21 protein-coding genes and 3 tRNA genes are annotated in these 23850 nt (G+C 59.4%); 22 read left to right on the top strand and 2 right to left on the bottom strand.

Features of this window, described 5'->3' with window-relative positions:
* The first annotated feature begins 10 nt into the window (after nucleotides 1-10).
* Nucleotides 11-784: an SDR family oxidoreductase gene (locus tag IFT59_RS09755; RefSeq protein ID WP_192086712.1), complete on the top strand. Its 774-nt coding sequence runs from the start codon at nucleotides 11-13 to the stop codon at nucleotides 782-784.
* Here the strand turns inward: IFT59_RS09755 and IFT59_RS09750 are convergent.
* Together IFT59_RS09750 and IFT59_RS09745 are read right to left on the bottom strand one after the other, a co-directional pair.
* Nucleotides 781-1572, bottom strand: coding sequence for a metallophosphoesterase family protein (locus tag IFT59_RS09750; protein WP_192086711.1), 792 nt, complete (start codon nucleotides 1570-1572; stop codon nucleotides 781-783). The genes IFT59_RS09755 and IFT59_RS09750 overlap by 4 nt on opposite strands.
* Before the next feature lie 997 nt (nucleotides 1573-2569).
* Nucleotides 2570-2645, bottom strand: a tRNA-Val gene (locus IFT59_RS09745).
* A gap of 279 nt (nucleotides 2646-2924) precedes the next feature.
* Between IFT59_RS09745 and IFT59_RS09740 the strand changes: the two genes are divergently transcribed.
* The 21 genes from IFT59_RS09740 (at nucleotide 2925) to proS (ending at nucleotide 23841) form a co-directional block, all read left to right on the top strand.
* A tRNA-Asp gene (locus tag IFT59_RS09740) sits at nucleotides 2925-3001 on the top strand.
* 58 nt (nucleotides 3002-3059) lie between these two features.
* A tRNA-Asp gene (locus tag IFT59_RS09735) sits at nucleotides 3060-3136 on the top strand.
* A 375-nt stretch (nucleotides 3137-3511) separates the two neighbouring features.
* The gene (locus IFT59_RS09730; RefSeq protein WP_062453237.1) at nucleotides 3512-3877 is read left to right on the top strand and encodes an NADH-quinone oxidoreductase subunit A; all 366 of its coding nucleotides are present in this window, start codon (nucleotides 3512-3514) and stop codon (nucleotides 3875-3877) included.
* On the top strand, nucleotides 3868-4449 hold the full coding sequence (locus IFT59_RS09725) for a NuoB/complex I 20 kDa subunit family protein (RefSeq protein ID WP_062453236.1): 582 nt from the start codon (nucleotides 3868-3870) through the stop codon (nucleotides 4447-4449). Before IFT59_RS09730 ends, IFT59_RS09725 begins: the two co-directional genes overlap by 10 nt.
* A gap of 18 nt (nucleotides 4450-4467) precedes the next feature.
* Nucleotides 4468-5070 carry an NADH-quinone oxidoreductase subunit C gene (locus IFT59_RS09720; protein ID WP_184654921.1) on the top strand — a complete coding sequence of 201 codons (603 nt, stop codon included), beginning with the start codon at nucleotides 4468-4470 and terminating at the stop codon, nucleotides 5068-5070.
* 234 nt (nucleotides 5071-5304) lie between these two features.
* Nucleotides 5305-6495, top strand: coding sequence for an NADH-quinone oxidoreductase subunit D (locus IFT59_RS09715; protein WP_062453235.1), 1191 nt, complete (start codon nucleotides 5305-5307; stop codon nucleotides 6493-6495).
* Nucleotides 6495-6743 carry a hypothetical protein gene (locus IFT59_RS09710; RefSeq protein WP_062453234.1) on the top strand — a complete coding sequence of 83 codons (249 nt, stop codon included), beginning with the start codon at nucleotides 6495-6497 and terminating at the stop codon, nucleotides 6741-6743. The genes IFT59_RS09715 and IFT59_RS09710 overlap by 1 nt, the downstream gene beginning before the upstream one ends.
* Before the next feature lie 15 nt (nucleotides 6744-6758).
* Nucleotides 6759-7691 (top strand): NADH-quinone oxidoreductase subunit NuoE, encoded by a 933-nt coding sequence (nuoE, locus tag IFT59_RS09705; RefSeq protein WP_082476136.1) that lies wholly within the window; start codon nucleotides 6759-6761, stop codon nucleotides 7689-7691.
* A 91-nt stretch (nucleotides 7692-7782) separates the two neighbouring features.
* Complete coding sequence (nuoF, locus tag IFT59_RS09700; RefSeq protein WP_113111038.1) at nucleotides 7783-9087, top strand: NADH-quinone oxidoreductase subunit NuoF; 1305 nt, start codon at nucleotides 7783-7785, stop codon at nucleotides 9085-9087.
* A 232-nt stretch (nucleotides 9088-9319) separates the two neighbouring features.
* Nucleotides 9320-11401, top strand: coding sequence for an NADH-quinone oxidoreductase subunit NuoG (nuoG, locus tag IFT59_RS09695; RefSeq protein WP_192086710.1), 2082 nt, complete (start codon nucleotides 9320-9322; stop codon nucleotides 11399-11401).
* A gap of 7 nt (nucleotides 11402-11408) precedes the next feature.
* Nucleotides 11409-12452 (top strand): NADH-quinone oxidoreductase subunit NuoH, encoded by a 1044-nt coding sequence (gene nuoH, locus IFT59_RS09690; RefSeq protein WP_062454722.1) that lies wholly within the window; start codon nucleotides 11409-11411, stop codon nucleotides 12450-12452.
* 39 nt (nucleotides 12453-12491) lie between these two features.
* Nucleotides 12492-12980: an NADH-quinone oxidoreductase subunit NuoI gene (nuoI, locus tag IFT59_RS09685; RefSeq protein WP_062580005.1), complete on the top strand. Its 489-nt coding sequence runs from the start codon at nucleotides 12492-12494 to the stop codon at nucleotides 12978-12980.
* 139 nt (nucleotides 12981-13119) lie between these two features.
* Entirely contained in the window at nucleotides 13120-13734 is a 615-nt protein-coding gene (locus IFT59_RS09680; protein ID WP_092661988.1) for an NADH-quinone oxidoreductase subunit J, read from the top strand.
* A 27-nt stretch (nucleotides 13735-13761) separates the two neighbouring features.
* A complete protein-coding gene (gene nuoK, locus IFT59_RS09675; protein ID WP_062453229.1) occupies nucleotides 13762-14070 on the top strand; it encodes an NADH-quinone oxidoreductase subunit NuoK in 309 nt (102 codons plus the stop codon).
* Nucleotides 14071-14077: 7 nt separating this feature from the next.
* Nucleotides 14078-16078, top strand: coding sequence for an NADH-quinone oxidoreductase subunit L (nuoL, locus tag IFT59_RS09670; RefSeq protein ID WP_192086709.1), 2001 nt, complete (start codon nucleotides 14078-14080; stop codon nucleotides 16076-16078).
* Nucleotides 16078-17589, top strand: a complete 1512-nt coding sequence (locus IFT59_RS09665; RefSeq protein WP_192086708.1) for an NADH-quinone oxidoreductase subunit M — start codon at nucleotides 16078-16080, stop codon at nucleotides 17587-17589. The genes nuoL and IFT59_RS09665 overlap by 1 nt, the downstream gene beginning before the upstream one ends.
* Nucleotides 17590-17607: 18 nt before the next feature.
* Nucleotides 17608-19050 (top strand): NADH-quinone oxidoreductase subunit NuoN, encoded by a 1443-nt coding sequence (gene nuoN, locus IFT59_RS09660; RefSeq protein ID WP_062580011.1) that lies wholly within the window; start codon nucleotides 17608-17610, stop codon nucleotides 19048-19050.
* A 2-nt stretch (nucleotides 19051-19052) separates the two neighbouring features.
* Nucleotides 19053-19823, top strand: coding sequence for a biotin--[acetyl-CoA-carboxylase] ligase (locus tag IFT59_RS09655; RefSeq protein ID WP_192086707.1), 771 nt, complete (start codon nucleotides 19053-19055; stop codon nucleotides 19821-19823).
* Nucleotides 19824-19831: 8 nt separating this feature from the next.
* The gene (locus tag IFT59_RS09650) at nucleotides 19832-21499 is read left to right on the top strand and encodes a ribonuclease J (RefSeq protein WP_192086706.1); all 1668 of its coding nucleotides are present in this window, start codon (nucleotides 19832-19834) and stop codon (nucleotides 21497-21499) included.
* Nucleotides 21500-21718: 219 nt separating this feature from the next.
* Nucleotides 21719-21988, top strand: a complete 270-nt coding sequence (locus IFT59_RS09645; protein WP_192086705.1) for a DUF1467 family protein — start codon at nucleotides 21719-21721, stop codon at nucleotides 21986-21988.
* 530 nt (nucleotides 21989-22518) lie between these two features.
* Nucleotides 22519-23841, top strand: coding sequence for a proline--tRNA ligase (proS, locus tag IFT59_RS09640; RefSeq protein WP_192086704.1), 1323 nt, complete (start codon nucleotides 22519-22521; stop codon nucleotides 23839-23841).
* The last annotated feature ends 9 nt before the right edge of the window (nucleotides 23842-23850 follow it).

The following is a 23850-nucleotide window of genomic DNA, read 5'->3' as shown; positions in this document are numbered from 1 at the left end:
GGCGACGACGATGCACGTGATCGTAACGGGTGGATCAAGCGGCATCGGACTGGAAGTGGCGCGGATCTACGCATGCCGGGGTGCGCGCGTATCGATCATCGCGCGCACGGCGGCAATGCTTGAAAGCGCTGTTGTCGACCTCCGCAGTACGGGCAAGGCTGACATCAGATGCGAAAACGCGGATGTCGCAAACGATAGCGAGATCTCGCGTGCTGTTGATGCCTGCGAGGCCGCATTCGGACCGTGCGACGTTCTTGTGGCCTCGGCCGGGATGGTAGAGCCGGCATTTTTCGACCAGCAATCGCAGAGCGACTTTTCCCGCCAGATCGACGTCAACCTGCTCGGTACGGCGAATGCGGTACGCGCAGTCTACGCGGGCATGAAGAGCCGCGGGCAGGGCGCAATCATGATCGTGTCCTCGGGGGCGGCACTTATCGGCATACCCGGCTACACAGCTTATTGTGCCTCCAAGTCGGCGCTCACGGGCTTCGCCGAGGCCCTCCAGGCTGAGTCGGTTGGAGATGGCGTCACCATAGCGCTGTGCTTCCCGCCGGATACCGAAACGCCGCAGTTTGAGAGGGAACTCGCCAAACGCCCGGCGCAGGCACGGGCTCTGATGGGTGCCGCGCCGCCGTGGAAGGCGAATGCCGTTGCCGAAAAGATCGTTCGCGGCATCGATCGGCGGTCGAAGAAAGTCTATTTCGGCTTTTCCATCACTGGCCTTGGCCTGTTCGGTCCACTGGTAAAGCCGTTCGTTGCGGCCTGGTTTTCCAGACGTCGCTAGATAAACCGCGTCTCTTCGCCCGCAATCCTCAAGATTGTCAGCTTGCCCGAATAAAATGCCCCGGTATCGATGCCGATTCTGTTCGGTCCGAGCGAAGGCTCAGCCTGCGGCGTGTGGCCGTGGATCACGAAGGTGGATGGAAGGTTTGGTCCGTTGGCGAGGAATGGATCGCGGATCCACATCAGGTCAGCCTCCTCCTGGTCTTTCAACGCGACACCCGGCCGGATGCCGGCGTGGACGAACAGAAGCTGTCCGACCTTCATGCTGATCGGCAAATCGGTGAGGAACTGGCGGTGCGCATCGGGCACGACTTCAGCCAGCAGCTGCTTCAGCGTGCCATTGCGGCTGCGCTGGCGAAAGTTCTGGTCATGCACGTCGAGCCCGTAGGACGCCAGCGTCTGCTCTCCGCCGAGGCTCAGCCATTCGCCATGCGTGTCCGGATCATCGAGGAAGAGGCGGAACACATCGTCATGGTTTCCGCATAGCGGCAGTCGGCGCAGACCGTATTCGCTCGGCTTGATCAGATAGTCGAGAACACCCGAGGATGCCGGGCCGCGGTCCACATAGTCGCCGAGAAGAACCACCACGCCCGCACGGCGCGTTTCTTCGATGTCCCGGGCGATCTTCGCCTCGGCTTCCTTGAGGAGCTCCAGGCAGCCATGCACGTCGCCGATCGCGTAGATCGGATAGGTCGGCGCGTCTACGCCAAGGTCGATACGCCGACGGGGACGTGGGACGCTCCCCTGGCTGGAACGTTTCTGGGTGAGCCACCCGATGACCTTGCGCATGATACAGTTCGTTTCGAGAATGAGAGAGAACGTGAGGATACAATGGGAAATGTGCCCCTAATGGACGTTTAACAAGCCCTTTCGGATCTCGTTGCAAACCGTTCAACGATCCCGATGCTGCTGCACCTCCGCTGCGGTATGAGAAAGTATAAACCGGCGCTCCGCAAAATATAATGCTGCACTGCACCAAGTCCTCGTGCTGCTATGGACAGTTGTTTTATTTTGAAACACTATCGAGGGGAGGAGCTGGGGGAGGGAAATAAATGCGGATACAGATCGTTGCCATCTCGATTATGGCAAGCCTTTTCCTGTGGATTTTCGCATACTATTGTCTGCAGACCACCTACAGGACGGGCCAGGCTTACGGCGTGATGCCGAACCTGAACATCAGCAAACGACTCAGCATCTTTGATTGAACGGGTAAGCGCTTCGAGTGCACGAGAGCTTCTGCGCTGTCGCTAAGGCTGCCTCTGCGCGTAGGTCGCCGCGAGTTGCTTGACCCCTTGGCGATATTTGAACAGCTCTATGCCGCCGACGAAGACGGCGCAGCAGGAGAGCAGAATAAAGGCGACAGCGGCAGCTTTCATGGCGGGACAATGGCATGCCGCTCGCCTCTGCGCCAGTCCCGGTTGAAGTGCTGCCGGACAGGCGTACAAAACAGGAGACCGGAGAGTGTTCGCCGGCCGTCCAAATGCTACAACGCGTATAGTCGTGCAGGCCGACAGTCTTTTGCAACGTAGCCCCTCAGCGATGCAAACCACAATTGTGTAGCTCGCCAACGTCATTTGCCCGTGATCGAATGATTGAGACTGGATAACGAATCGGTTGGAACCTGGCGTTGATGTCGCGCAGTATTCTGTCGGAGCGGATGAGCCGCTTAGAGCCGCCGCCTACTTCCGGTCAACGCAATCGTCCAAAAGGCAGTGATGGGCAAACATGTGCCATTATCAGCGAGAGAGCATTCTACGGAAATTATCTGGTAGGGAAGGCCGAAGAATGGTGGGCGATGACGGACTCGAACCGCCGACATCCTCGGTGTAAACGAGGCGCTCTACCAACTGAGCTAATCGCCCCTAAACTGCAGACCGTTTCGTCTGCCGCTTCGGTGGCCGTGATCTATGCGGATCGCGCGAAAACCGCAAGAGCTTTGACGACATATTTTTGAATTTTCGACAAAATCCGTGGCAGATAAGGGTTCTTAACGACAAACCACGGGCCTCGATGTGGGAAAGTGAGTGGCGTCATTATTTTGTCTTCAAACTTGCTTGACACCTCCCGTCGAACCTCTTAGGAAGCGGCCAACCGAGCAGTCGAGGCTGCCTGGTGAGAGACGAAAGTTTCTGAAGAAATGTGCGGGTGTAGCTCAGTTGGTTAGAGTGCCGGCCTGTCACGCCGGAGGTCGCGGGTTCGAGCCCCGTCACTCGCGCCATTCTTCTTCCTCGAACGTCGTGTCCAAATGATGCGGCGCCGTAAAGTCGGCAATATGCGCGGGTGTAGCTCAGTTGGTTAGAGTGCCGGCCTGTCACGCCGGAGGTCGCGGGTTCGAGCCCCGTCACTCGCGCCATTTACTTTTTTTCCTCCCATTTGATCAAGCGTCTCTATCCTCACCGGGATGGGGAATGATCGTGTCGTCGAGCCCACCTGTCGCGCTGAGAGTTGCAACGTCCGTCCGCCGCGCCTCTCGAATCGCTAATCCTGAATGAAACTCGATCGTTAGAAGACCGTCGGCAGACCCTTGGCCGGGAACATGTCGGGTACTGATTTGTTGGCGAACGAACTGGTGTTTTCCAGTGGAGTATTATTGGTAGGTGAGGGGGACTCAAAGGGCTTGCGCCTTTCCTCACGCTGCGCTAGTCACGCCTTGTTGCAATGCACGTACGCTTGTCGAATTCATGTTCGAGCGTCGCCCGGCGCTAAAGGCAAGCAGGGATCGAATATCATGAGTGAACTCCTCACTTCCTACGTCCCGATCGCGATCTTCATCGGTATATCCTTGGTGATCGGTTTGGCGCTTCTGATCGCGCCTTTCGCCGTTGCCTACAAGGCGCCAGATTCGGAAAAGCTTTCCGCCTACGAATGCGGCTTCAATGCCTTCGACGATGCCCGCATGAAGTTCGACATCCGCTTCTATCTCGTGTCGATTCTGTTCATCATTTTCGACCTCGAAGTTGCCTTCCTGTTCCCTTGGGCTGTGTCCTTCGGTGAAATCGGCTGGTTCGGCTTCTGGTCTATGATGGTGTTCCTGGGTGTCCTCACGATCGGCTTTATCTACGAATGGAAAAAAGGAGCGCTGGAATGGGAGTAGTCGATAGCGGCACAACTCTCGTCGCGCCGAAGTCCAAGGGTATTATCGACCCGAATACCGGCAAGCCAATTGGCAGCGACGACGCGTTCTTTGGCGAGATCAACAATGAGCTCGCCGACAAGGGTTTTCTCGTCACCTCCACCGACGAGCTGATCAACTGGGCCCGTACCGGCTCGCTGATGTGGATGACGTTCGGTCTGGCCTGCTGCGCCGTCGAAATGATGCAGCTTTCCATGCCGCGTTATGACGTCGAGCGTTTCGGCTTTGCGCCACGCGCTTCGCCGCGCCAGTCGGACGTGATGATTGTAGCGGGAACGCTGACCAACAAGATGGCGCCTGCGCTTCGCAAGGTCTATGACCAGATGCCGGAGCCACGTTACGTCATCTCGATGGGATCATGCGCAAACGGCGGTGGGTATTATCACTATTCCTACTCCGTCGTTCGCGGTTGCGACCGCATCGTGCCGATCGACATCTACGTGCCGGGCTGTCCCCCCACGGCAGAGGCGCTGCTTTACGGCGTGCTCCTGCTGCAGAAGAAGATCCGGCGCACCGGAACGATCGAGCGTTGAGGGCTTGAGGAGGATATGATGACCGAGACCCTGAGCGAGCTTTCGACCTACATTCGCGAATCGCGCTCGACGCTGGTCGAAGACGCGGTGATGTCCTATGGCGAGCTGAACCTGATTGCCACCAGCGACAACATCATCGAGCTTCTGACCTTCCTGCGTGATGATCCGAAATGCGGTTTCATCAGCTTCATCGATATCTGCGGCGTCGATTATCCGGCCCGTGCGAAGCGTTTCGATGTGGTCTACCACCTGCTGTCGCCGCACCGGAACCTGCGTATCCGGATCAAGGTTGCAACAGGCGAGGACGAACCGGTTCCTTCGGCATTCTCGGTCTATCCGGGCGCCGACTGGTTCGAACGCGAGGCATGGGATCTCTACGGCATCCTGTTTACCGGTCACCCGGATCTTCGCCGGATCCTGACCGATTACGGTTTCGAGGGGCATCCGCTCCGCAAGGACTTCCCGACGACCGGCTTCGTCGAGGTTCGCTACGACGACAGCGTCAAGCGCGTCGTCTACGAACCGGTCGAGCTCCGGCAGGAATTCCGCAACTTCGATTTCCTGTCGCCTTGGGAGGGGACGGATTACGTTCTTCCCGGTGACGAGAAAGCGAAGACCTGACGCGGTTGATTTGGTAATTGCCGGGTTGGGTGGACTTGGTTGAGGGAGCGGGCAGGCGGGTCGATTAGACGTGGTAATGTGATATCGGTCTAAAATATCAGGAGAGGACAGCAACATGGTTGCACTCCCTGAAAGATCGGTTCCTACTGGGTCGGCGTTCGTCTGAATTGATTGACATGACGATGAAGCAGAATTTCGGGCGGTTGCCCATTTTCCAAAGCGCGGAGCGCTGAAATGACGGAACACAACGTCCGGAACTTCAATATCAACTTCGGTCCGCAGCATCCGGCTGCCCACGGCGTTCTGCGTCTGGTGCTGGAACTGGATGGCGAAATCGTCGAGCGTGTCGATCCGCATATCGGCCTCCTGCATCGCGGCACCGAAAAGCTGATCGAGACAAAGACCTATCTGCAGGCCTTGCCCTATTTCGACCGGCTCGATTACGTCGCGCCGATGAACCAGGAGCATGCCTATTCGCTCGCGGTCGAAAAGCTGCTCGGCCTCGAGATCCCGATCCGCGGTCAGCTGATCCGCGTTCTCTATTCGGAAATCGGCCGTATCCTCTCGCATCTTCTCAACGTCACGACCCAGGCCATGGACGTCGGCGCGCTGACGCCGCCGCTCTGGGGCTTCGAAGAACGCGAAAAGCTGATGGTGTTCTATGAGCGCGCCTGCGGCGCCCGCATGCATGCGGCGTACTTCCGTCCGGGCGGCGTCCATCAGGACCTGCCGGTGGAACTGGTCGAAGACATCGGCCAATGGTGCGATGAATTCCCGGCAAAGCTCGACGACATCGACGACCTTCTGACCGGCAACCGTATTTTCAAGCAGCGCAACGTCGATATCGGCGTCGTCAGTCTCGATGATGCATGGGCCTGGGGCTTCTCCGGTGTCATGGTCCGCGGTTCGGGCGCGGCATGGGATCTGCGCAAGTCGCAGCCTTACGAATGCTACGCCGACCTCGACTTCGATATTCCGATCGGCAAGAACGGCGATTGCTACGACCGCTACCTGATCCGCATGATCGAGATGCGCGAATCCTGCAAGATCATGAAGCAGTGCGTCAATCGTCTGCTCAGCGACGCAAAGACCGGCCCGGTGTCTTCGACCGACGGCAAGGTCGTGCCGCCGAAGCGTGGCGAGATGAAGCGTTCGATGGAAGCGCTGATCCACCACTTCAAGCTCTACACCGAAGGCTACCACGTTCCGGCCGGCGAAGTTTACGCGGCCGTCGAAGCGCCCAAGGGCGAGTTCGGCGTGTTCCTGGTCGCCGATGGCACCAACAAGCCCTACCGCTGCAAGATCCGCGCTCCGGGTTATGCACATCTCCAGGCGATGGACTTCATCTGTCGCGGACACCAGCTGGCGGACGTGTCTGCGGTGTTGGGTTCTCTGGACATCGTGTTCGGTGAGGTTGACCGCTGATGAAGCTTCGCGCCGTCGCAGCCGCTGCTCTCGTGCTCTCTGCTCCTGCGGTCTCGCAGGCGCAGGAGGCGCTGTCGAGTGTCAGCGGCGGTTCGGCGTCGATGGCTACGCTCCTGTCCGAGGGATACGAGATCAAGACATCCGTACTCAACGGCACGAAGCTGATCGTGTTCATGCAGAAAGACAAGACGGCCTATGCCTGCGAATTCGTGACACTCACGAGATCGCGGTGCGGGGTCATAAACTGATAAGGCGTTGAAAGCATGTCCGTTCGTCGACTAGCCGAAGAACAGTTCCAGCCGGCAAACTTCTCCTTCAACGAGGAGAATGCGGTCTGGGCAGAGGCAACGATCAGGAAATACCCGGAAGGCCGGCAGCAGTCGGCCGTCATTCCGTTGTTGATGCGTGCGCAGGAGCAGGATGGCTGGGTCACCCGTTCCGCCATCGAGCATATCGCCGCCAAGCTCGACATGGCCTATATTCGCGTTCTCGAAGTCGCGACCTTCTATACCCAGTTCCAGCTGAAGCCGATCGGGACCCGTGCGCATATCCAGGTCTGCGGTACGACGCCTTGCATGCTTCGCGGCTCCGAAGATCTGATCAAGGTCTGTCAGAAGAAGATCCATCACGATCCGCTGCATCTCAATGCTTCCGGCACGCTGTCATGGGAAGAAGTCGAGTGTCAGGGCGCCTGCGTCAACGCGCCGATGGTGATCATCTTCAAGGATGCCTACGAGGACCTGACACCCGAGCGTCTTGAAGAAATCATCGACACGTTCGAGGCAGGCAAGGGCGCCGAGGTCAAGACCGGTCCGCAGATCGACCGTCATGAGTCGGCACCGATCGGTGCTCCGATCACGCTGGTCGACGATATCAAGCCGGTCCGCACCAATCTCGAGCCGCAGCCACAGGCTGTGACCGAAGGCGCATCCGTGCCGCCAGCAAATGCCGGTCGTCCGAAGGATACGGCGCCTGAGACCGACAAGTCGCTGAAGACGCCGGTCACGGCACCGAAGGCTGCTGCCGAGAACGTCAAGGTTGCTGAAAAGGGCGAAGGTTCGCCGACGACAACCGAGACGGCGCCAGCAGCGACCGGGAGCAAGGCCGAAGGCGCTCCGGCAGAGCTCGGCGTTCCCTCGGGCGAGACGAAGCCGAAGCGTAGCCGCAAGCCGAAGCCTGAAGGGGAAAGCTCCTGATGATGGGCGCGGCAAAGTTTCGGTCCGTCACTACGGGCATGCTGATGATGACATCCGATGTGATAAAGTCGGTCGAGTAGGTAGATAGATCATGTTGCAAGACCAGGATCGCATTTTCACCAATATCTACGGTCTCAAGGACAAGTCCTTGAAGGGCGCGATGAGCCGTGGCCACTGGGATGGTACGAAGATCATCATCGAGAAGGGCCGGGACTGGATCATCAACGAGATGAAGGCCTCCGGTCTTCGCGGTCGTGGTGGCGCAGGCTTCCCGACCGGCCTCAAGTGGTCCTTCATGCCGAAGGAATCGGATGGTCGCCCGCACTACCTCGTCGTCAATGCCGACGAATCGGAGCCTGGCACCTGCAAGGACCGCGAAATTATGCGCAACGATCCGCATACGCTGATCGAAGGCTGCGTGATTGCCGGTTTCGCCATGAATGCGCACACCGCCTACATCTATGTCCGCGGCGAATATATGCGCGAACGTGAAGACCTGCAGGCGGCGATCGACGAATGCTATGCCGCCGGTCTTCTCGGTGTGAACAACAAGAACGGCTGGGATTTCGACATTTACGTCCATCACGGCGCCGGTGCCTATATCTGCGGCGAAGAGACGGCGCTGCTCGAAAGCCTCGAAGGCAAGAAGGGCCAGCCGCGCCTGAAGCCTCCGTTCCCGGCCAATATGGGTCTCTACGGCTGCCCGACGACCGTCAACAACGTCGAATCGATCGCCGTTGCCCCGACCATCCTGCGTCGCGGTGCCACGTGGTTCTCGTCGATCGGCCGCCCGAACAATGTCGGCACCAAGCTGTTCATGGTATCGGGTCACGTCAACAAGCCCTGCACCTTCGAAGAAGCGATGGGTCTGTCGTTCCGCGAAATCATCGAGCATCACTGTGGCGGTATCCGCGGCGGCTGGGATAACCTTCTCGGCGTCATTCCCGGCGGTGCGTCCTGCCCGATCGTTCGCGGCGAAGACATGGCCGACGCGATCATGGATTTCGACGGCATGCGCGAGGTCAAATCCTCGTTCGGTACCGGCGGCATGATCGTGATGGACAAGTCAACCGACGTGATTAAGGCGATCTGGCGTATCGCAGCCTTCTTCAAGCACGAGAGCTGTGGCCAGTGCACGCCTTGCCGTGAAGGCACCGGCTGGATGATGCGCGTTCTCGAGCGCATGGTGCGCGGCAATGCGCAGAAGCGCGAAATCGACATGCTGTTCCAGGTGTCGAAGCAGATCGAGGGTCACACCATCTGTGCGCTCGGTGACGCGGCCGCTTGGCCGGTCCAGGGCCTGATCCGCAATTTCCGTCCGGAAATCGAAGCGCGTATCGACCAGTACACGAAGGACTCGACCTCGCACGGCGCAGTTTTGGAAGCGGCGGAGTAACCGGACGGCATCAGCCCGAAGGTTGGAAAGAATTCGAAGGACAGAGGCGTCGCAGGACTTGCGGGGTTCGTGCCTTGGTCCGAAACAGATATCGCCCGGTTCGAAGTAGAATCGGGTTTCGATGGGCGCAATTTGCGGGACGACTGGGTCGGCCAGGCGAGGGCGCTGTTGAAGTAAGAATGTGTCCCTCGGCGAAACAGCTGATGGATGAACTGAGGGCGTAGTTAAGACGATGACGAAGCTGAAGGTAGACGGCAAGGAAATCGAAGTCCCGGATCATTTCACGCTGCTTCAGGCGTGTGAGGAAGCCGGCGCCGAAATCCCGCGCTTTTGTTTCCACGAGCGTCTGTCCGTGGCAGGCAACTGTCGCATGTGCCTGATCGAGGTAAAGGGTGGCCCGCCAAAGCCGGCGGCATCCTGCGCGATGGGCGTGCGCGATATTCGCGGCGGTCCGAATGGCGAACTGCCGGAAGTCTTCACCAACACGCCGATGGTCAAGAAGGCCCGCGAAGGCGTGATGGAATTCCTGCTCATCAACCATCCGCTGGATTGCCCTATCTGCGACCAGGGTGGCGAATGCGACCTGCAGGACCAGGCGATGGCCTTCGGCATCGATAGCTCGCGCTACACCGAAAACAAGCGTGCCGTCGAAGACAAGTATATCGGCCCGCTCGTCAAGACCGTGATGAACCGCTGCATTCACTGCACGCGCTGCGTCCGCTTCACGACCGAAGTCGGCGGCATTTCCGAGCTTGGCCTGATCGGCCGCGGCGAAGACGCCGAAATCACGACCTATCTCGAGCATGCGATGACCTCGGAGCTTCAGGGCAACGTCGTCGATCTTTGCCCGGTCGGTGCGCTCACCTCCAAGCCGTTTGCCTTCACGGCTCGTCCGTGGGAACTGAACAAGACCGAATCGATCGACGTCATGGATGCCGTCGGCTCCGCAATCCGCGTCGACACCCGCGGCCGCGAAGTGATGCGCATCATGCCGCGCGTCAACGAGCAGGTGAACGAAGAGTGGATCTCGGACAAGACCCGCTTCATCTGGGACGGTCTGAAAACCCAGCGCCTCGATCGCCCTTATGTCCGCAAGGACGGCCGTCTGCAGGCTGCAAGCTGGGCCGAAGCCTTCGCAGCGATCAAGACCGCTGTTTTAGCGACATCAGGGGACAAGATCGGCGCAATTGCCGGCGATCTGGCTTCGGTCGAGGAAATGTACGCGCTGAAGTCGCTGATGAACTCGCTCGGTTCGGAAAACCTCGATTGTCGCCAGGACGGGACGGCGCTCGATCCGTCGCTTGGTCGCGGCAGCTACATCTTCAACCCGACCATCGAAGGCATCGAACAGGCCGGTGGTCTGCTTCTGATCGGCGCCAACCCGCGCTATGAAGCTTCGGTTCTGAACGCCCGCATTCGCAAGCGCTTCCGCCGCGGCAATTTCCCGATCGGCGTGATCGGCGAAGTAAGCGAACTCCGCTACGCCTACGACTATCTCGGCGCCGGCCCGGACTCGCTTGCCGAGCTTTCGTCCGGCAGCAACAGCTTTGCCGAAAAGCTGCGCGGCGTGAAGAACCCGATGATCATCGTAGGGCAGGGGGCTCTTTCCCGTCCGGATGGTCTCGCCATCCTTCAGGCAGCTGCAAAGCTTGCCGGTTCCGTTGGCGCACTGACGGACGAGTGGAACGGTTTCGGCGTGCTGCACACCGCAGCATCGCGCGTCGGCGGCCTCGATCTCGGCTTCGTGCCGGGTGCCAAGGGTGCCAATGCCGCAACCATGCTGAAGTCGATGGACGTTCTCTTCCTGCTTGGCGCCGACGAGATGGAATTCTCGACGAAATACGCCAAGTTCACCGTCTATATCGGCAGCCACGGCGATAACGGCGCGCATACCGCCGACGTCATCCTGCCGGCCGCGACCTACACGGAAAAGTCCGGCACCTGGGTCAACACCGAAGGCCGCGTCCAGATGGGCAACCGTGCCGGCTTCGCGCCGGGCGAAGCTCGCGAAGATTGGGCAATCATCCGCGCCCTGTCCGACGTGCTCGGCAAGAAGCTGCCGTTCGACTCGCTTTATGCTCTGCGTGCGAAGCTCTATGCGGATCACCCGCATTTTGCGGATCTCGATGAGATCGCGACCGGCTCGGTCAACGACATCGCCACCCTCGGCCTGAAATCCGGTGAGCTTTCCAAGGGCGGCTTCACGACGCCGATCAAGGATTTCTATCTGACCAACCCGATCGCCCGCGCATCTGCCGTCATGGCGGAATGCTCGGCACTGGCCCGCAACAATTTCCAGGTTGCGGCGGAGTAATATGAACATGGATTCGTTCTTCTGGACCTACGTTTGGCCGGCACTGATCATGGTTGGGCAGTCTCTTCTGCTCCTGGTCTGCCTTCTGGTCTTCATTGCCTATATCCTTCTCGCCGACCGCAAGATCTGGGCGGCCGTTCAGCTGCGCCGTGGTCCGAACGTCGTTGGCCCGTTCGGTCTGTTCCAATCCTTCGCCGACCTTTTGAAGTTCATCCTGAAGGAGCCGATCATTCCGGCTGGCGCCAACAAAGGCGTCTTCCTTCTGGCTCCACTGATTTCGGTGACGCTGGCGCTGGCTACCTGGGCGGTCATTCCGTTCAGCCAGAACTGGGTTATCGCCAACATCAATGTCGGTATCCTCTACGTCTTCGCGATCTCGTCGCTCGAAGTCTACGGCATCATCATGGCGGGCTGGGCATCGAACTCGAAGTACCCGTTCCTCGGCGCACTTCGCTCCGCGGCGCAGATGGTGTCTTATGAAGTCTCGATCGGCTTCGTCATCGTTTCGGTCCTGCTCTGCGTGGGCTCGCTCAACCTGACCGACATCGTCAATGCACAGCATGACGGCCTCGGCACGATGATGGGTCTGCCGGCTTCGTTCCTTGACTGGCACTGGCTGGCGCTGTTCCCGATGTTCGTGATCTTCTTCATCTCGGCTCTGGCAGAAACCAACCGTCCCCCGTTCGATTTGCCGGAAGCGGAATCCGAACTTGTCGCGGGTTACATGGTCGAGTATTCGTCAGCGCCATACATGATGCTGATGCTCGGCGAATATGCCGCCATCCTGATGATGTGCTCGCTGACCACTATTCTTTTCCTCGGAGGCTGGCTGCCGCCGGTAGACGTCTGGTTCCTCAACTGGGTTCCCGGCATCATCTGGTTCATGCTGAAAGGCTCCATGGTCTTCTTCATGTTCGCTATGGTGAAGGCCTTCGTACCGCGCTATCGCTACGACCAACTCATGCGTCTCGGCTGGAAGGTGTTTCTGCCTCTGTCGCTCGCCATGGTCGTGATCGTTGCATTCGTGCTGAAACTGATGGGATGGGCATGATTATGGCCCGCTCGTCACTCGGCATCATTGGAGAATAAGATGGCTATTGCCCAGGCTATCAACTCGCTGTTCCTGAAGGAATTCGTCGGCGCCTTCTTCCTGTCGATGAGGTATTTCTTCAAGCAGAAGGCGACGATCAACTATCCGTTCGAAAAGGGCCCGGTCTCGCCGCGCTTCCGTGGCGAACATGCACTGCGCCGCTATCCGAACGGCGAAGAGCGTTGCATCGCCTGCAAGCTGTGCGAGGCGATCTGTCCCGCCCAGGCGATCACGATCGAAGCCGGCCCGCGCCGTAACGACGGCACCCGGCGCACGGTGCGTTACGATATCGACATGGTGAAGTGCATCTACTGCGGCTTCTGCCAGGAAGCCTGCCCGGTCGATGCGATCGTCGAAGGTCCGAATTTCGAATTCTCGACGGAAACCCGCGAAGAACTGTATTTCGACAAGGCACGTCTTCTCGAAAACGGCGATCGTTGGGAGCGTGAAATCGCGCGCAACATCGGGATCGACTCGCCCTACCGGTAACGGGGCGAGCATGCCGGCGCTCTGATCGGGCGCCGGGCGAGCATTGGTCATTTAATCTCGGTGCGTTCGATGCGCCGGGTTCTGACGGGCAGGGGGCTTTTTGGAAGCGCCGCCCGATGAGGAACGAAAAGGCACCACGATGGGTCTGCAGGCTATCTTTTTCTACATCTTCGCGTTCATCGCGGTGGCGTCGGCGTTCATGGTCATCTCGGCCAAGAACCCGGTCCATTCGGTGCTCTTCCTCATCCTCACCTTCTTCAATTCGGCGGGCCTGTTCCTGCTGACCGGGGCCGAGTTCCTGGCGATGATCCTGCTCGTCGTTTATATCGGCGCGGTCGCGGTTCTGTTCCTGTTCGTCGTGATGATGCTCGACATCGACTTTGCCGAACTACGCTCCGGTATTCTTCAATACGCGCCGATCGGCATCGTTATCGGGCTGATCCTTGCGGCTGAACTGATCGTCGTGATCGGCGGCTCGGTGCTGGCACCGGAGGCGGCGAGTTCCATCACGATGCCGATCCCGAACCCTGCAGTGCGCACCAACACGGCCGCTCTCGGCGATGTGCTCTATACAAACTACGTCTATTTCTTCCAGCTCGCCGGCATGGTGCTTCTGGTCGCAATGATCGGCGCCATCGTGCTGACGCTGCGCCATCGCACCAACGTCAAGCGTCAGGATATTTCGAGGCAGGTCGCACGCACGCCGGAAACCGCCGTCGAGGTGGTCAAGGTCAAGTCCGGCCAGGGTCTCTGAAGGTAGCGGGAACAAGGAACAACAAACATGGAAATCGGTCTTTCCCACTATCTCACGGTCAGCGCCATCCTGTTCACGCTCGGCGTGTTCGGCATCTTCCTGAACCGCAAGAATGTCATCATCATCCTGATGTCGGTCGAGCTGATCCTGCTCGCGGTCAACCTCAACATGGTGGCCTTCTCATCCTTCCTGAACGACATCGTCGGCCAGGTCTTCGCACTGTTCATTCTGACCGTCGCTGCTGCGGAAGCCGCCATCGGTCTTGCAATTCTCGTCGTCTTCTACCGCAACCGCGGCTCGATCGCGGTCGAAGACGTCAATATGATGAAGGGCTGATCGGGTCATGATCTACAAGGCAATCGTCTTTCTTCCCCTGATCGGCTTCCTGATCGCCGGCCTGTTCGGCCGCCAGATCGGCGCCAAGGCTTCCGAATACGTCACCAGCGGTCTGATGATCATCGCGGCGATCCTCTCCTGGATCGTCTTCTTCAACGTGGCCCTTCACCACGGCGAGGCCGGCGAAGTCATCAAGGTTCCGGTGATGCAGTGGATCCAGTCCGGCGGCATCGACGTCGAATGGGCGTTCCGCATCGATACGCTGAGCGCGATCATGTTCGTCGTGGTCAACTCCGTGTCGACGCTCGTGCATATCTACTCGATCGGCTACATGCACCACGATCCGCATCGCCCGCGGTTCTTCGCCTACCTGTCGCTGTTCACCTTCGCGATGTTGATGCTGATCACGTCCGACAACTTGGCGCAGATGTTCTTCGGCTGGGAAGGCGTGGGTCTTGCGTCCTATCTGCTGATCGGCTTCTGGTACAAGAAGCCCTCCGCTTCAGCTGCGGCCATGAAGGCGTTCATCGTCAACCGCGTCGGCGACTTCGGCTTCATTCTCGGCATCGCCGGCCTGTTCGTTCTGTTCGGTTCGATCAGCTTTGAAACGATCTTTGCGGCTGCTGCCAACTACCTGCCGGCTGAAGGCGCACCGGAAGCAACGCAGGTCGTTGCCAATATCTTCGGCATGGAACTGACACGGGCGACTGCGCTCACCGTCGTCTGCCTGCTTCTGTTCATGGGCGCCATGGGCAAGTCGGCGCAGTTCCTGCTGCACACCTGGTTGCCGGACGCAATGGAAGGCCCGACCCCGGTCTCGGCACTCATTCACGCCGCAACCATGGTCACCGCCGGCGTCTTCCTCGTCGCCCGCATGTCGCCGGTGTTTGAACTGTCGCCAGATGCGCTAACCATCGTCACCATCATCGGTGCGATCACCGCTTTCTTCGCGGCAACCGTCGGCCTCGTGCAGAACGACATCAAGCGCGTCATCGCTTATTCTACCTGTTCGCAGCTCGGCTACATGTTCGTGGCACTCGGCGTCGGCGCTTATGGTGCTGCCGTATTCCACCTGTTCACGCATGCCTTCTTCAAGGCACTACTGTTTCTATGCGCCGGCTCGGTCATCCATGCCGTCGATGGCGAACAGGACATGCGCCACATGGGCGGCCTGCGCAGCCACATCAAGCTCACCTTCGCCATGATGCTCATTGGCACGCTTGCCATCACCGGCGTTGGCATTCCGTTCACGCCAATCGGTTTTGCAGGCTTCTTCTCGAAGGACTTCATCATCGAGGCGACCTATGCGTCCCATTCGCCGGTTGCAGGCTTTGCCTTCACTCTGCTGGTCATTGCCGCGATGTTCACGAGCTTCTATTCGTGGCGCCTGATCTTCCTCACCTTCTTCGGCAAGCCGCGTGCGAGCCATGAAGTGATGCATCACGTCCATGAGAGCCCCAACGTCATGCTGGTGCCGCTCTACATCCTGGCAGCCGGCGCAGTGCTCGCTGGTGTCGTGTTCAAGGAATTCTTCTACGGCCACGACTACGACGCCTTCTGGAAGGGCGCGCTGTTCACGTCGGAGCAGAACGAACTGCTGCACGAGTTCCACCACGTGCCGGCACTGGTGGCGCTGTCGCCATTCATCGCCATGCTGATCGGACTTGTCACCGCCTGGTACTTCTACATCAAGTCGCCAGAAACCCCGAAGCGTCTCGCCGCTTCGCAGCAGGGCCTCTACCAGTTCCTGCTGAACAAGTGGTATTTCGACGAACTCTACGACTTCCTCTTCGTTCGCTCGGCCAAAGCTCTCGGCCGCTTCCTTTGGAAGAAGGGTGACGTCGCCGTCATCGATAAATACGGCCCCAACGGCGTCGCCGCCCGCGTGGTCGATATCACCGACCGGGTGGTCAAGCTGCAGTCCGGTTACCTTTATCACTACGCGTTCGCGATGCTGATCGGCGTCGCCGCCCTCGTCACATGGATGATGCTCGGGAGCTCAATGTAATGACCGACTGGCCAATTCTCTCGACGGTCACCTTCCTGCCGCTGGTCGGCGTTCTCCTCCTCTTGCTGACAAACGGCGAGGGGGCGAACGGTCGCCGCAACGTGCTCAACATCGCGCTCCTGACGACGGTCGTCACCTTCATCGTCTCTCTGTTCATCTGGATCGGTTTCGACAATTCGAACCCGGGCTTCCAGATGGTGGAAAAGCATGAGTGGCTGAGCACCGGGATTTCGTATCATCTCGGCGTCGACGGCATTTCCGTGCTGTTCGTCATCCTGACGACGTTCCTGATGCCGTTCTGCGTGCTTGCCAGCTGGCAAGCGATCGAGAAGCGCATCAAGGAATACATGATTGCCTTCCTGCTCCTGCAGGTGGCCATGACCGGCGTCTTCGTCGGCCTCGATATCGTCCTGTTCTACATCTTCTTCGAAGCGACGCTGATCCCGATGTTCATCATCATCGGCGTCTGGGGGGGCAAGGATCGCGTCTACGCCTCCTACAAGCTGTTCCTCTATACGCTGCTTGGTTCGGTTCTGATGATGCTGGCCGTCATGGCCATGTACTGGCAGGCCGGCACGACAGATATGACGGAGCTTCTGAAGTTCGGCTTCCCGGCCGGCGTTCAGACCTGGCTCTGGCTTGCCTGCTTTGCGGCCTTCGCGGTCAAGATGCCGATGTGGCCGGTCCACACCTGGCTTCCGGATGCGCACGTTCAGGCTCCGACTGCAGGTTCGGTCATCCTGGCTGGCGTCATGCTGAAGCTCGGCGGCTACGGCATGATCCGTATCCTCTTGCAGATGTTCCCGCTGGCATCCGAGTACTTCGCGCCGATGGTGTTTGCGCTGTCCGTCATCGCCATCATCTACACCTCGCTGGTGGCGATGATGCAGGACGACATCAAGAAGCTGATCGCCTATTCGTCGGTTGCCCACATGGGCTACGTCACGATGGGCATCTTTGCGGCAAACCAGCAGGGCGTTCAGGGTGCGATCTTCCAGATGCTGTCGCACGGCATCGTCTCCGGCGCGCTCTTCCTCTGCGTCGGCGTTGTCTATGACCGCCTCCATACCCGCGAGATCTCGGCTTACGGCGGTCTCGTCAACAACATGCCGAAATATGCCGTCGCCTTTATGATCCTCACCATGGCGAATGTCGGTCTTCCGGGCACGTCCGGCTTCGTCGGCGAATTCCTGACGATCATGGGCGTCTTCCGGGTCAACACCTGGGTGGCACTGTTTGCCGCAACCGGCGTCATCCTTTCCGCGTCCTATGCGCTCTGGCTTTATCGCCGGGTCATTTTCGGGGCACTGGAAAAGGAAAAGCTGAAGGCACTTCTCGACCTTTCGACGCGAGAGAAGTTCCTGCTCTACCCACTGGTCGCGCTCACGATTTTCTACGGTTTCTATCCAATGCCGGTCCTCAACGCGACCGCAGCCTCGGTGGATCTCGTGGTGAACAATTACTCCGCAGCCTTGGCCGCAGCAAAGAACCTTGCACTCAACGTGCACTGAGACGGGACGAAACTGGACATGACCGCTGAACTCTTGAGCCAAAGCCTGCGTCTGGCCCTGCCGGAAGTCATCCTGGCCGTAGGCGCGCTCGCCCTTCTGATGATTGGCGTCTTCTCCGGCGAGAAATCCGCCCCGCTGGTCACCGGTCTTGCGATCGCCCTTCTGGCGGTCGTGGGCGCCATGCTGATCTTCATGACCGGCGATGGTCAGGCCTTCGGCGGCGCCTTCGTATCGGATACGTTCGCCCGCTTCATGAAGATCCTGGCGCTGATCGGATCGATCACCGCCATGGTCATGTCGATGGGGCAGGCCAAGGCGCTGGAGCTCGACAAGTTCGAATTCCCGGTCCTTCTGGTTCTCGCGACGCTCGGCATGATGGTGCTGATCTCGGCCAACGATCTGCTCGCCTTCTATCTCGGCCTCGAGCTGATGTCGCTGGCGCTCTATGTTGTCGCTGCCTTCAGCCGCGACAACCTCCGTTCCACGGAAGCGGGCCTCAAGTACTTCGTCCTCGGCGCCCTGTCGTCGGGCATGATGCTTTACGGCATGTCGCTGGTCTACGGCTTCACCGGCAATACCGGCTTTGACGAAATCGCTACGGTTCTGTCGTCTGAAGAGCGCGGCCTCGGCCTCATCTTCGGCATGGTCTTCATCCTCGCCGGCGCCTGCTTCAAGATCTCCGCCGTGCCGTTCCACATGTGGACGCCGGACGTATATGAAGGTGCACCGACACCGGTGACCGCGTTCTTCGCATCGGCGCCCAAGGTTGCGGCCATGGCAATCCTCGTCCGCGTCGTCTCGGAAGCCTTCCTGCCGATCCTTTCCGATTGGCGCCAGATCATCGTCTTCGTGGCGATCGCATCGATGCTGCTCGGTTCCTTCGCGGCTATCGGTCAGAAGAACATCAAGCGCCTGATGGCGTATTCCTCGATCGGCCATATGGGCTACGCTCTGGTCGGCCTTTCTGCCGGCACGGAAACCGGCGTCTCCGGCGTCGTCCTCTACATGACCATCTACATGGTGATGACGCTCGGCACCTTTGCCTGCATCATGGCGATGCGCCGCGAAGACGGTACCTACGTCGAAACCGTCGAAGATCTCGCAGGTCTTTCCTCGACCAAGCCTTTCATGGCGCTGGTGCTGACGGCGCTGATGTTCTCGATGGCCGGCATTCCGCCGCTCGCAGGCTTCTTCGCCAAGTACTTCGTGTTCGTTGCGGCGATCGAGGCGAAGCTCTATGCGCTGGCGATCATCGGCGTGCTCTCCTCCGTTGTCGGGGCGTATTACTACCTACGCATCGTCAAGCTGATGTGGTTCGATGAGCCGAAGGGTCAGTTCGCCCGCGTCTCCGGCGAACTGCGTCTGATCTTCGGTCTGTCCGGCCTGTTCGTCGTCGCCTATGTGCTGATCGGTGGACCGATCGGCTCGGCCGCCAGCGCTGCAGCGAAGTCGTTCTTCTGAGGATGACGTTGAGGGGCCGAAGCCTGTCGCTCGATGCGTTTCGTCACGAAGCCCTGAACGAGGTCGGCTCCACCAACACAGAATGCCTCGCCCGCGCCCGTGCGGGCGAAGCCGGTTTGTTGTGGTTGACCGCCAGCCGCCAGACAGACGGCCGTGGTCGCCGCGGCCGCGCCTGGACGTCAGAGCCCGGCAATCTCTATGCCTCGCTGCTGCTGATCGATCCGGCGCCACCAGAGCGCCTCTCGTCGCTCCCGCTTGCTGTCGCTGTCGCTGTTCACGCCGCCCTGCGGGCCGTTCTTCCCACCGGTGGAGAGCCGCTCGAGGTCAAATGGCCGAACGATATCCTGATCGGCCGCAAGAAAACCTGCGGTATCCTCATTGAAAGCGAAGCGCTTCCGGGCGGCCACCGTGCGCTCGTGATTGGCATCGGCATCAATATTCGCCACATGCCCGATAGCGCACCCTACGGTGTCACACGTCTCCACGACCAAGGGTCTTCTGCGTCGCCAGAGGATATCTTCGCACATCTTTTCAGGGAGATGGCGACAGTTCTGGAGGATTGGGACGAGGGTCGGGGTATTACCACAGTCGTCGACAGATGGCGCCGCGTCGCATGCGGAATTGGTGAGAAAATTATGGTAAATCTACCTGAGCGCTCGCTAAACGGTACATTCGCAGGTATCGATGACACTGGATTTCTGCTGCTTGATACCGGCCATGGCTCTTTGATGCCGATCGCAGCAGGCGATGTATTTTTTGCAAGAACGGAATAACAATAAAAATGGCTAAACAGGACGAACTGGTGTTCCTGCCGCTTGGCGGCGTGGGTGAGATCGGCATGAACCTCGCTCTCTACGGCTACGGAACGCCGGACAAGCGGCAGTGGATCATGGTCGATTGCGGCGTCACTTTTCCAGGTCCGGACCTGCCGGGCGTGGATCTTGTCCTACCCGATATCCGGTTTCTGACGGCCCAGAAGAAAAACATCAAGGCGATGATCATCACGCACGCGCATGAGGATCATTACGGCGCCATGAATGATCTGTGGCCCGGCCTCAACGTGCCGGTCTACGCCTCGCCGTTTACCGCGGGCATGCTGGAAGCAAAGCGGAATTACGAAGGCACGCGCGCCGAAATCCCGATCACCATCTTCAAGGCTGGCGACCGCATCAATGTCGGCCCGTTCGAGATCGAAGCCGTCGGCGTCAACCACTCGATCCCAGAGCCGATGTCGCTGGTCATCCGCACGCCGCTCGGAAATGTCGTCCATACCGGCGACTGGAAGATCGACCATGCGCCGTCGCTCGGGCCACTGACCGATGAGAACCGTTTCCGCGCGATTGGCGACGAGGGCGTTCTCGCACTGATGTGCGACAGCACCAACGCACTGCGCGAAGGCGTTTCCCCCTCCGAAGAAGAAGTGTCGGAAGGCCTGCGCCAGGTCATCCAAAATGCTGCGGGCAGGGTGGCGATCACCACCTTCTCGTCGAATGTCGGCCGCATCCGCTCGATCGCCGAAGCAGCGGACGCCGCCGGCCGCGAAGTGCTGCTGCTCGGCTCGTCGCTGAAGCGCGTCGTTGCCGTTGCCCGTGATCTCGGTATCATGGAAGGCATCAAGCCCTTCATCTCCGAAGACGAGTTCGGCTACATCCCGCGCGACAAGGTCGTCGTGATCCTGACGGGCAGCCAGGGCGAGTCGCGCGCAGCGCTTGCCAAGATCTCCCGCGACGAGATGCGCAACGTCGCCTTCGCAGCTGGCGATACGGTCGTATTCTCCTCGCGCACCATTCCGGGCAACGAAAAGCCGATCATCGAGATCAAGAACGCGCTGATCGAACAGGGCATCAAGATCATCACCGACTCGGATGCGCTTGTGCATGTTTCCGGCCACCCGCGCCGCAATGAACTTCTGAAGATGTACGAGTGGACGAGACCGGAGATCCTCGTGCCTGTTCACGGTGAGGCAGCCCACCTTACCGCCCAGGCAGCGCTTGGCGCCACCGCCGGCATCAAGACCATCCCGCGCGTACGCAACGGCAATATCCTGCGTCTCGCACCCGGCCCGGCCCAGGTCATCGACGATGCACCGCACGGCCGCGTCTTCAAGGACGGCAAACTGATCGGCGACTTCGAGGAAATGGGTATCGGCGACCGCCGCAAGCTCTCCTTCGCCGGTCATGTCTCGGTCAACGTCCTGCTCGACAGCCGCTTCGACTTCCTGAGCGATCCCGATGTCGTCGCCTTCGGCATGCCCGAGCTCGACTATGAGGGCGAGGACATGGAAGACACGCTCTATGACGCGATCCTCAACGCGATCGAGAGCATTCCACGCGCGCGCCGCAAGGATCTCGACATGCTGCGCGAAGCCGTGCGTCGCTCCGTCCGCTCCGCGGCCAACCTGGCCTGGGGCAAGAAGCCTGTCGTGACTGTCTTCGTCACGAAGGTCTAAGCGCCGTCGTCAAACCCACATCTGCCCCACGACCTCCGTCACTTTCTCCTCGCTCTCAGCGACGAGAGAGGCCGGGGCCGGGGCAGATGTCTTGCTTGATCAGCATGTTGGCTGTGTCTGCGGAATCAATCTCGCAGCGTCACCAGGTCGGGAAATATCGGACGCCAGGCTTTGTGCTTTCCACCCTCTGTTCTATAGATAGTGCAGAGGAGACACTTCATGCCATTGCTGACCGTCGCTGCGATCTATTTCATTCTCTGGTGGACGGTTCTGTTCGCCGTTCTGCCGCTCGGGTACCGCAGCCAGCAGGATGATGGGGACGTGATGGTAGGGACGGTGGAAAGCGCGCCCGGGCGGTTCCGTGGTGGCAGGGTCGTTCTGCTGACGACCGTGATCTCGGCGGCGCTCTACCTCGCCTACCACCTGGCCTCCACTTACTTTGGCTTCGGCATCGACAGCATTCCGAACTTCATCCCGACATTCGAGTAGGGCGCCGCCAGCAGGCGTGTCATTCGCCCGTCACACTGCTCCGGCATTAGTGCGGGTAACTGCTGTCTTACGATCGCTATTCAGTGGATTAGCCATGCCTGTGAGCAGGGCAAAAAAAAACAAGGCGGTTAAGCCTTGTTTTTCAGTTTCGCGTGATACTCATTCCGTTGCCGGGGCTGCGACGAGCGCGCCAGAGATCTGATCCTCCCAAGACTTGACCGCGAACTGGCAAGAATTTGAACTCCTTGCCTCTTTTGTGAGCTGAACCTAGCTTAACGAATGTGCTTTGTCACCCGATATTTTTGCATTTTTGACACAGTTTGGCAAAAATTTCCCGTGGACGAATTTGTCGCAGGGCTTGTCATTAAACCGTTGGCCTCCAGCCGCTGCAAGCGCAATCTGCTGTGCTGCGGCGCGCGCGATGGGTTCCATTTGCGCCCCCGAACAGCTATGTACGCCGTCAAAGTTTAATCCAAGAAACGGCCGATTCCCTTGTTATCAGGGGAACGCCTCGGAAACCGGAAACGTCCATGCGTCTGTCCCGCTATTTTATGCCCATCCTGAAGGAAAACCCCAAGGAAGCGGAAATCGTTTCGCACCGGCTGATGCTGCGTGCGGGCATGATCCGTCAGCAGAGCCAGGGCATCTATTCCTGGCTGCCGCTCGGCAAGCGCGTTCTGGACAAGGTCAACAAGATCGTCCGCGAGGAACAGAACCGGGCCGGCGCCGTCGAGCTGATGATGCCCACGCTGCAATCGGCCGAGCTGTGGCAGGAAAGCGGGCGCTACGACGCCTACGGCAAGGAAATGCTGCGCATTAAGGACCGCCAGGAGCGGCCGATGCTCTACGGACCGACCAACGAAGAAATGATCACGGATATCTTCCGGTCCTACGTCAAGTCCTACAAGAGCCTGCCGCTCAACCTCTACCATATCCAGCTGAAGTTCCGCGACGAGATCCGCCCGCGCTTCGGCACCATGCGTTCGCGCGAATTCCTGATGAAGGATGCCTATTCCTTCGATCTGAACAAGGAAGACGCCGTCCATTCGTATAACAAGATGTTCGCAGCCTATCTGCGCACCTTTGATCGGCTGGGCCTGCGCGCCATTCCGATGCGTGCGGATACCGGCCCGATCGGCGGCAACCACAGCCACGAGTTCATCATCCTCGCCGACACCGGTGAGTCGGAAGTGTTCTCGCACCGGGACTTCGTCAATTTCGACATTCCCGGCGAAGACACCGATTTCGACGATGTCGCCGGCATGCAGGCGATCTTTGACAAGTGGACATCGGTCTACGCCGCGACGTCCGAAATGCACGACGAATCGGCCTTCGATCAGATCCCGGATGCCGATCGCCTCTCTGCCCGCGGCATCGAAGTCGGCCATATCTTCTATTTCGGCACGAAATATTCCGAGCCGATGGGCGCAAAGGTGCAGGGCCCTGATGGCAAGGAACATCTTGTCCACATGGGATCCTACGGCATCGGGCCGACACGCCTTGTTCCCGCCATCATCGAAGCATCGCATGACGATAACGGAATCATCTGGCCGGCATCCGTTGCGCCGTTCGATGTCGTGGTGATCAACATGAAGCCCGGTGACGAGGCATGCGATAGTCTGTCGGAAGATCTCTACGCAAAGCTCAACAAGGCCGGTAAGGACGTGCTGCTTGACGATACCGACGAACGCGCCGGCACCAAGTTCGCGACAGCGGATCTGATCGGTGTTCCGGTACAGATAATCGTCGGTCCGCGCTCCGCCGCCAACGGCGAGGTCGAGGTCAAGGACCGCAAGTCCGCAGCCCGTGACGTCATGACGCTCGAAGCGGCGCTCAACCGCGTCGCCGGATGATCGGACACC

The sequence above is a fragment of the Rhizobium sp. CFBP 8752 genome (genome assembly GCF_014842035.1).
Classification (GTDB): domain Bacteria; phylum Pseudomonadota; class Alphaproteobacteria; order Rhizobiales; family Rhizobiaceae; genus Neorhizobium; species Neorhizobium soli.
Note: the sequence above shows the minus strand (reverse complement) of the source record. Positions and strands in the feature narration are given on the sequence as shown.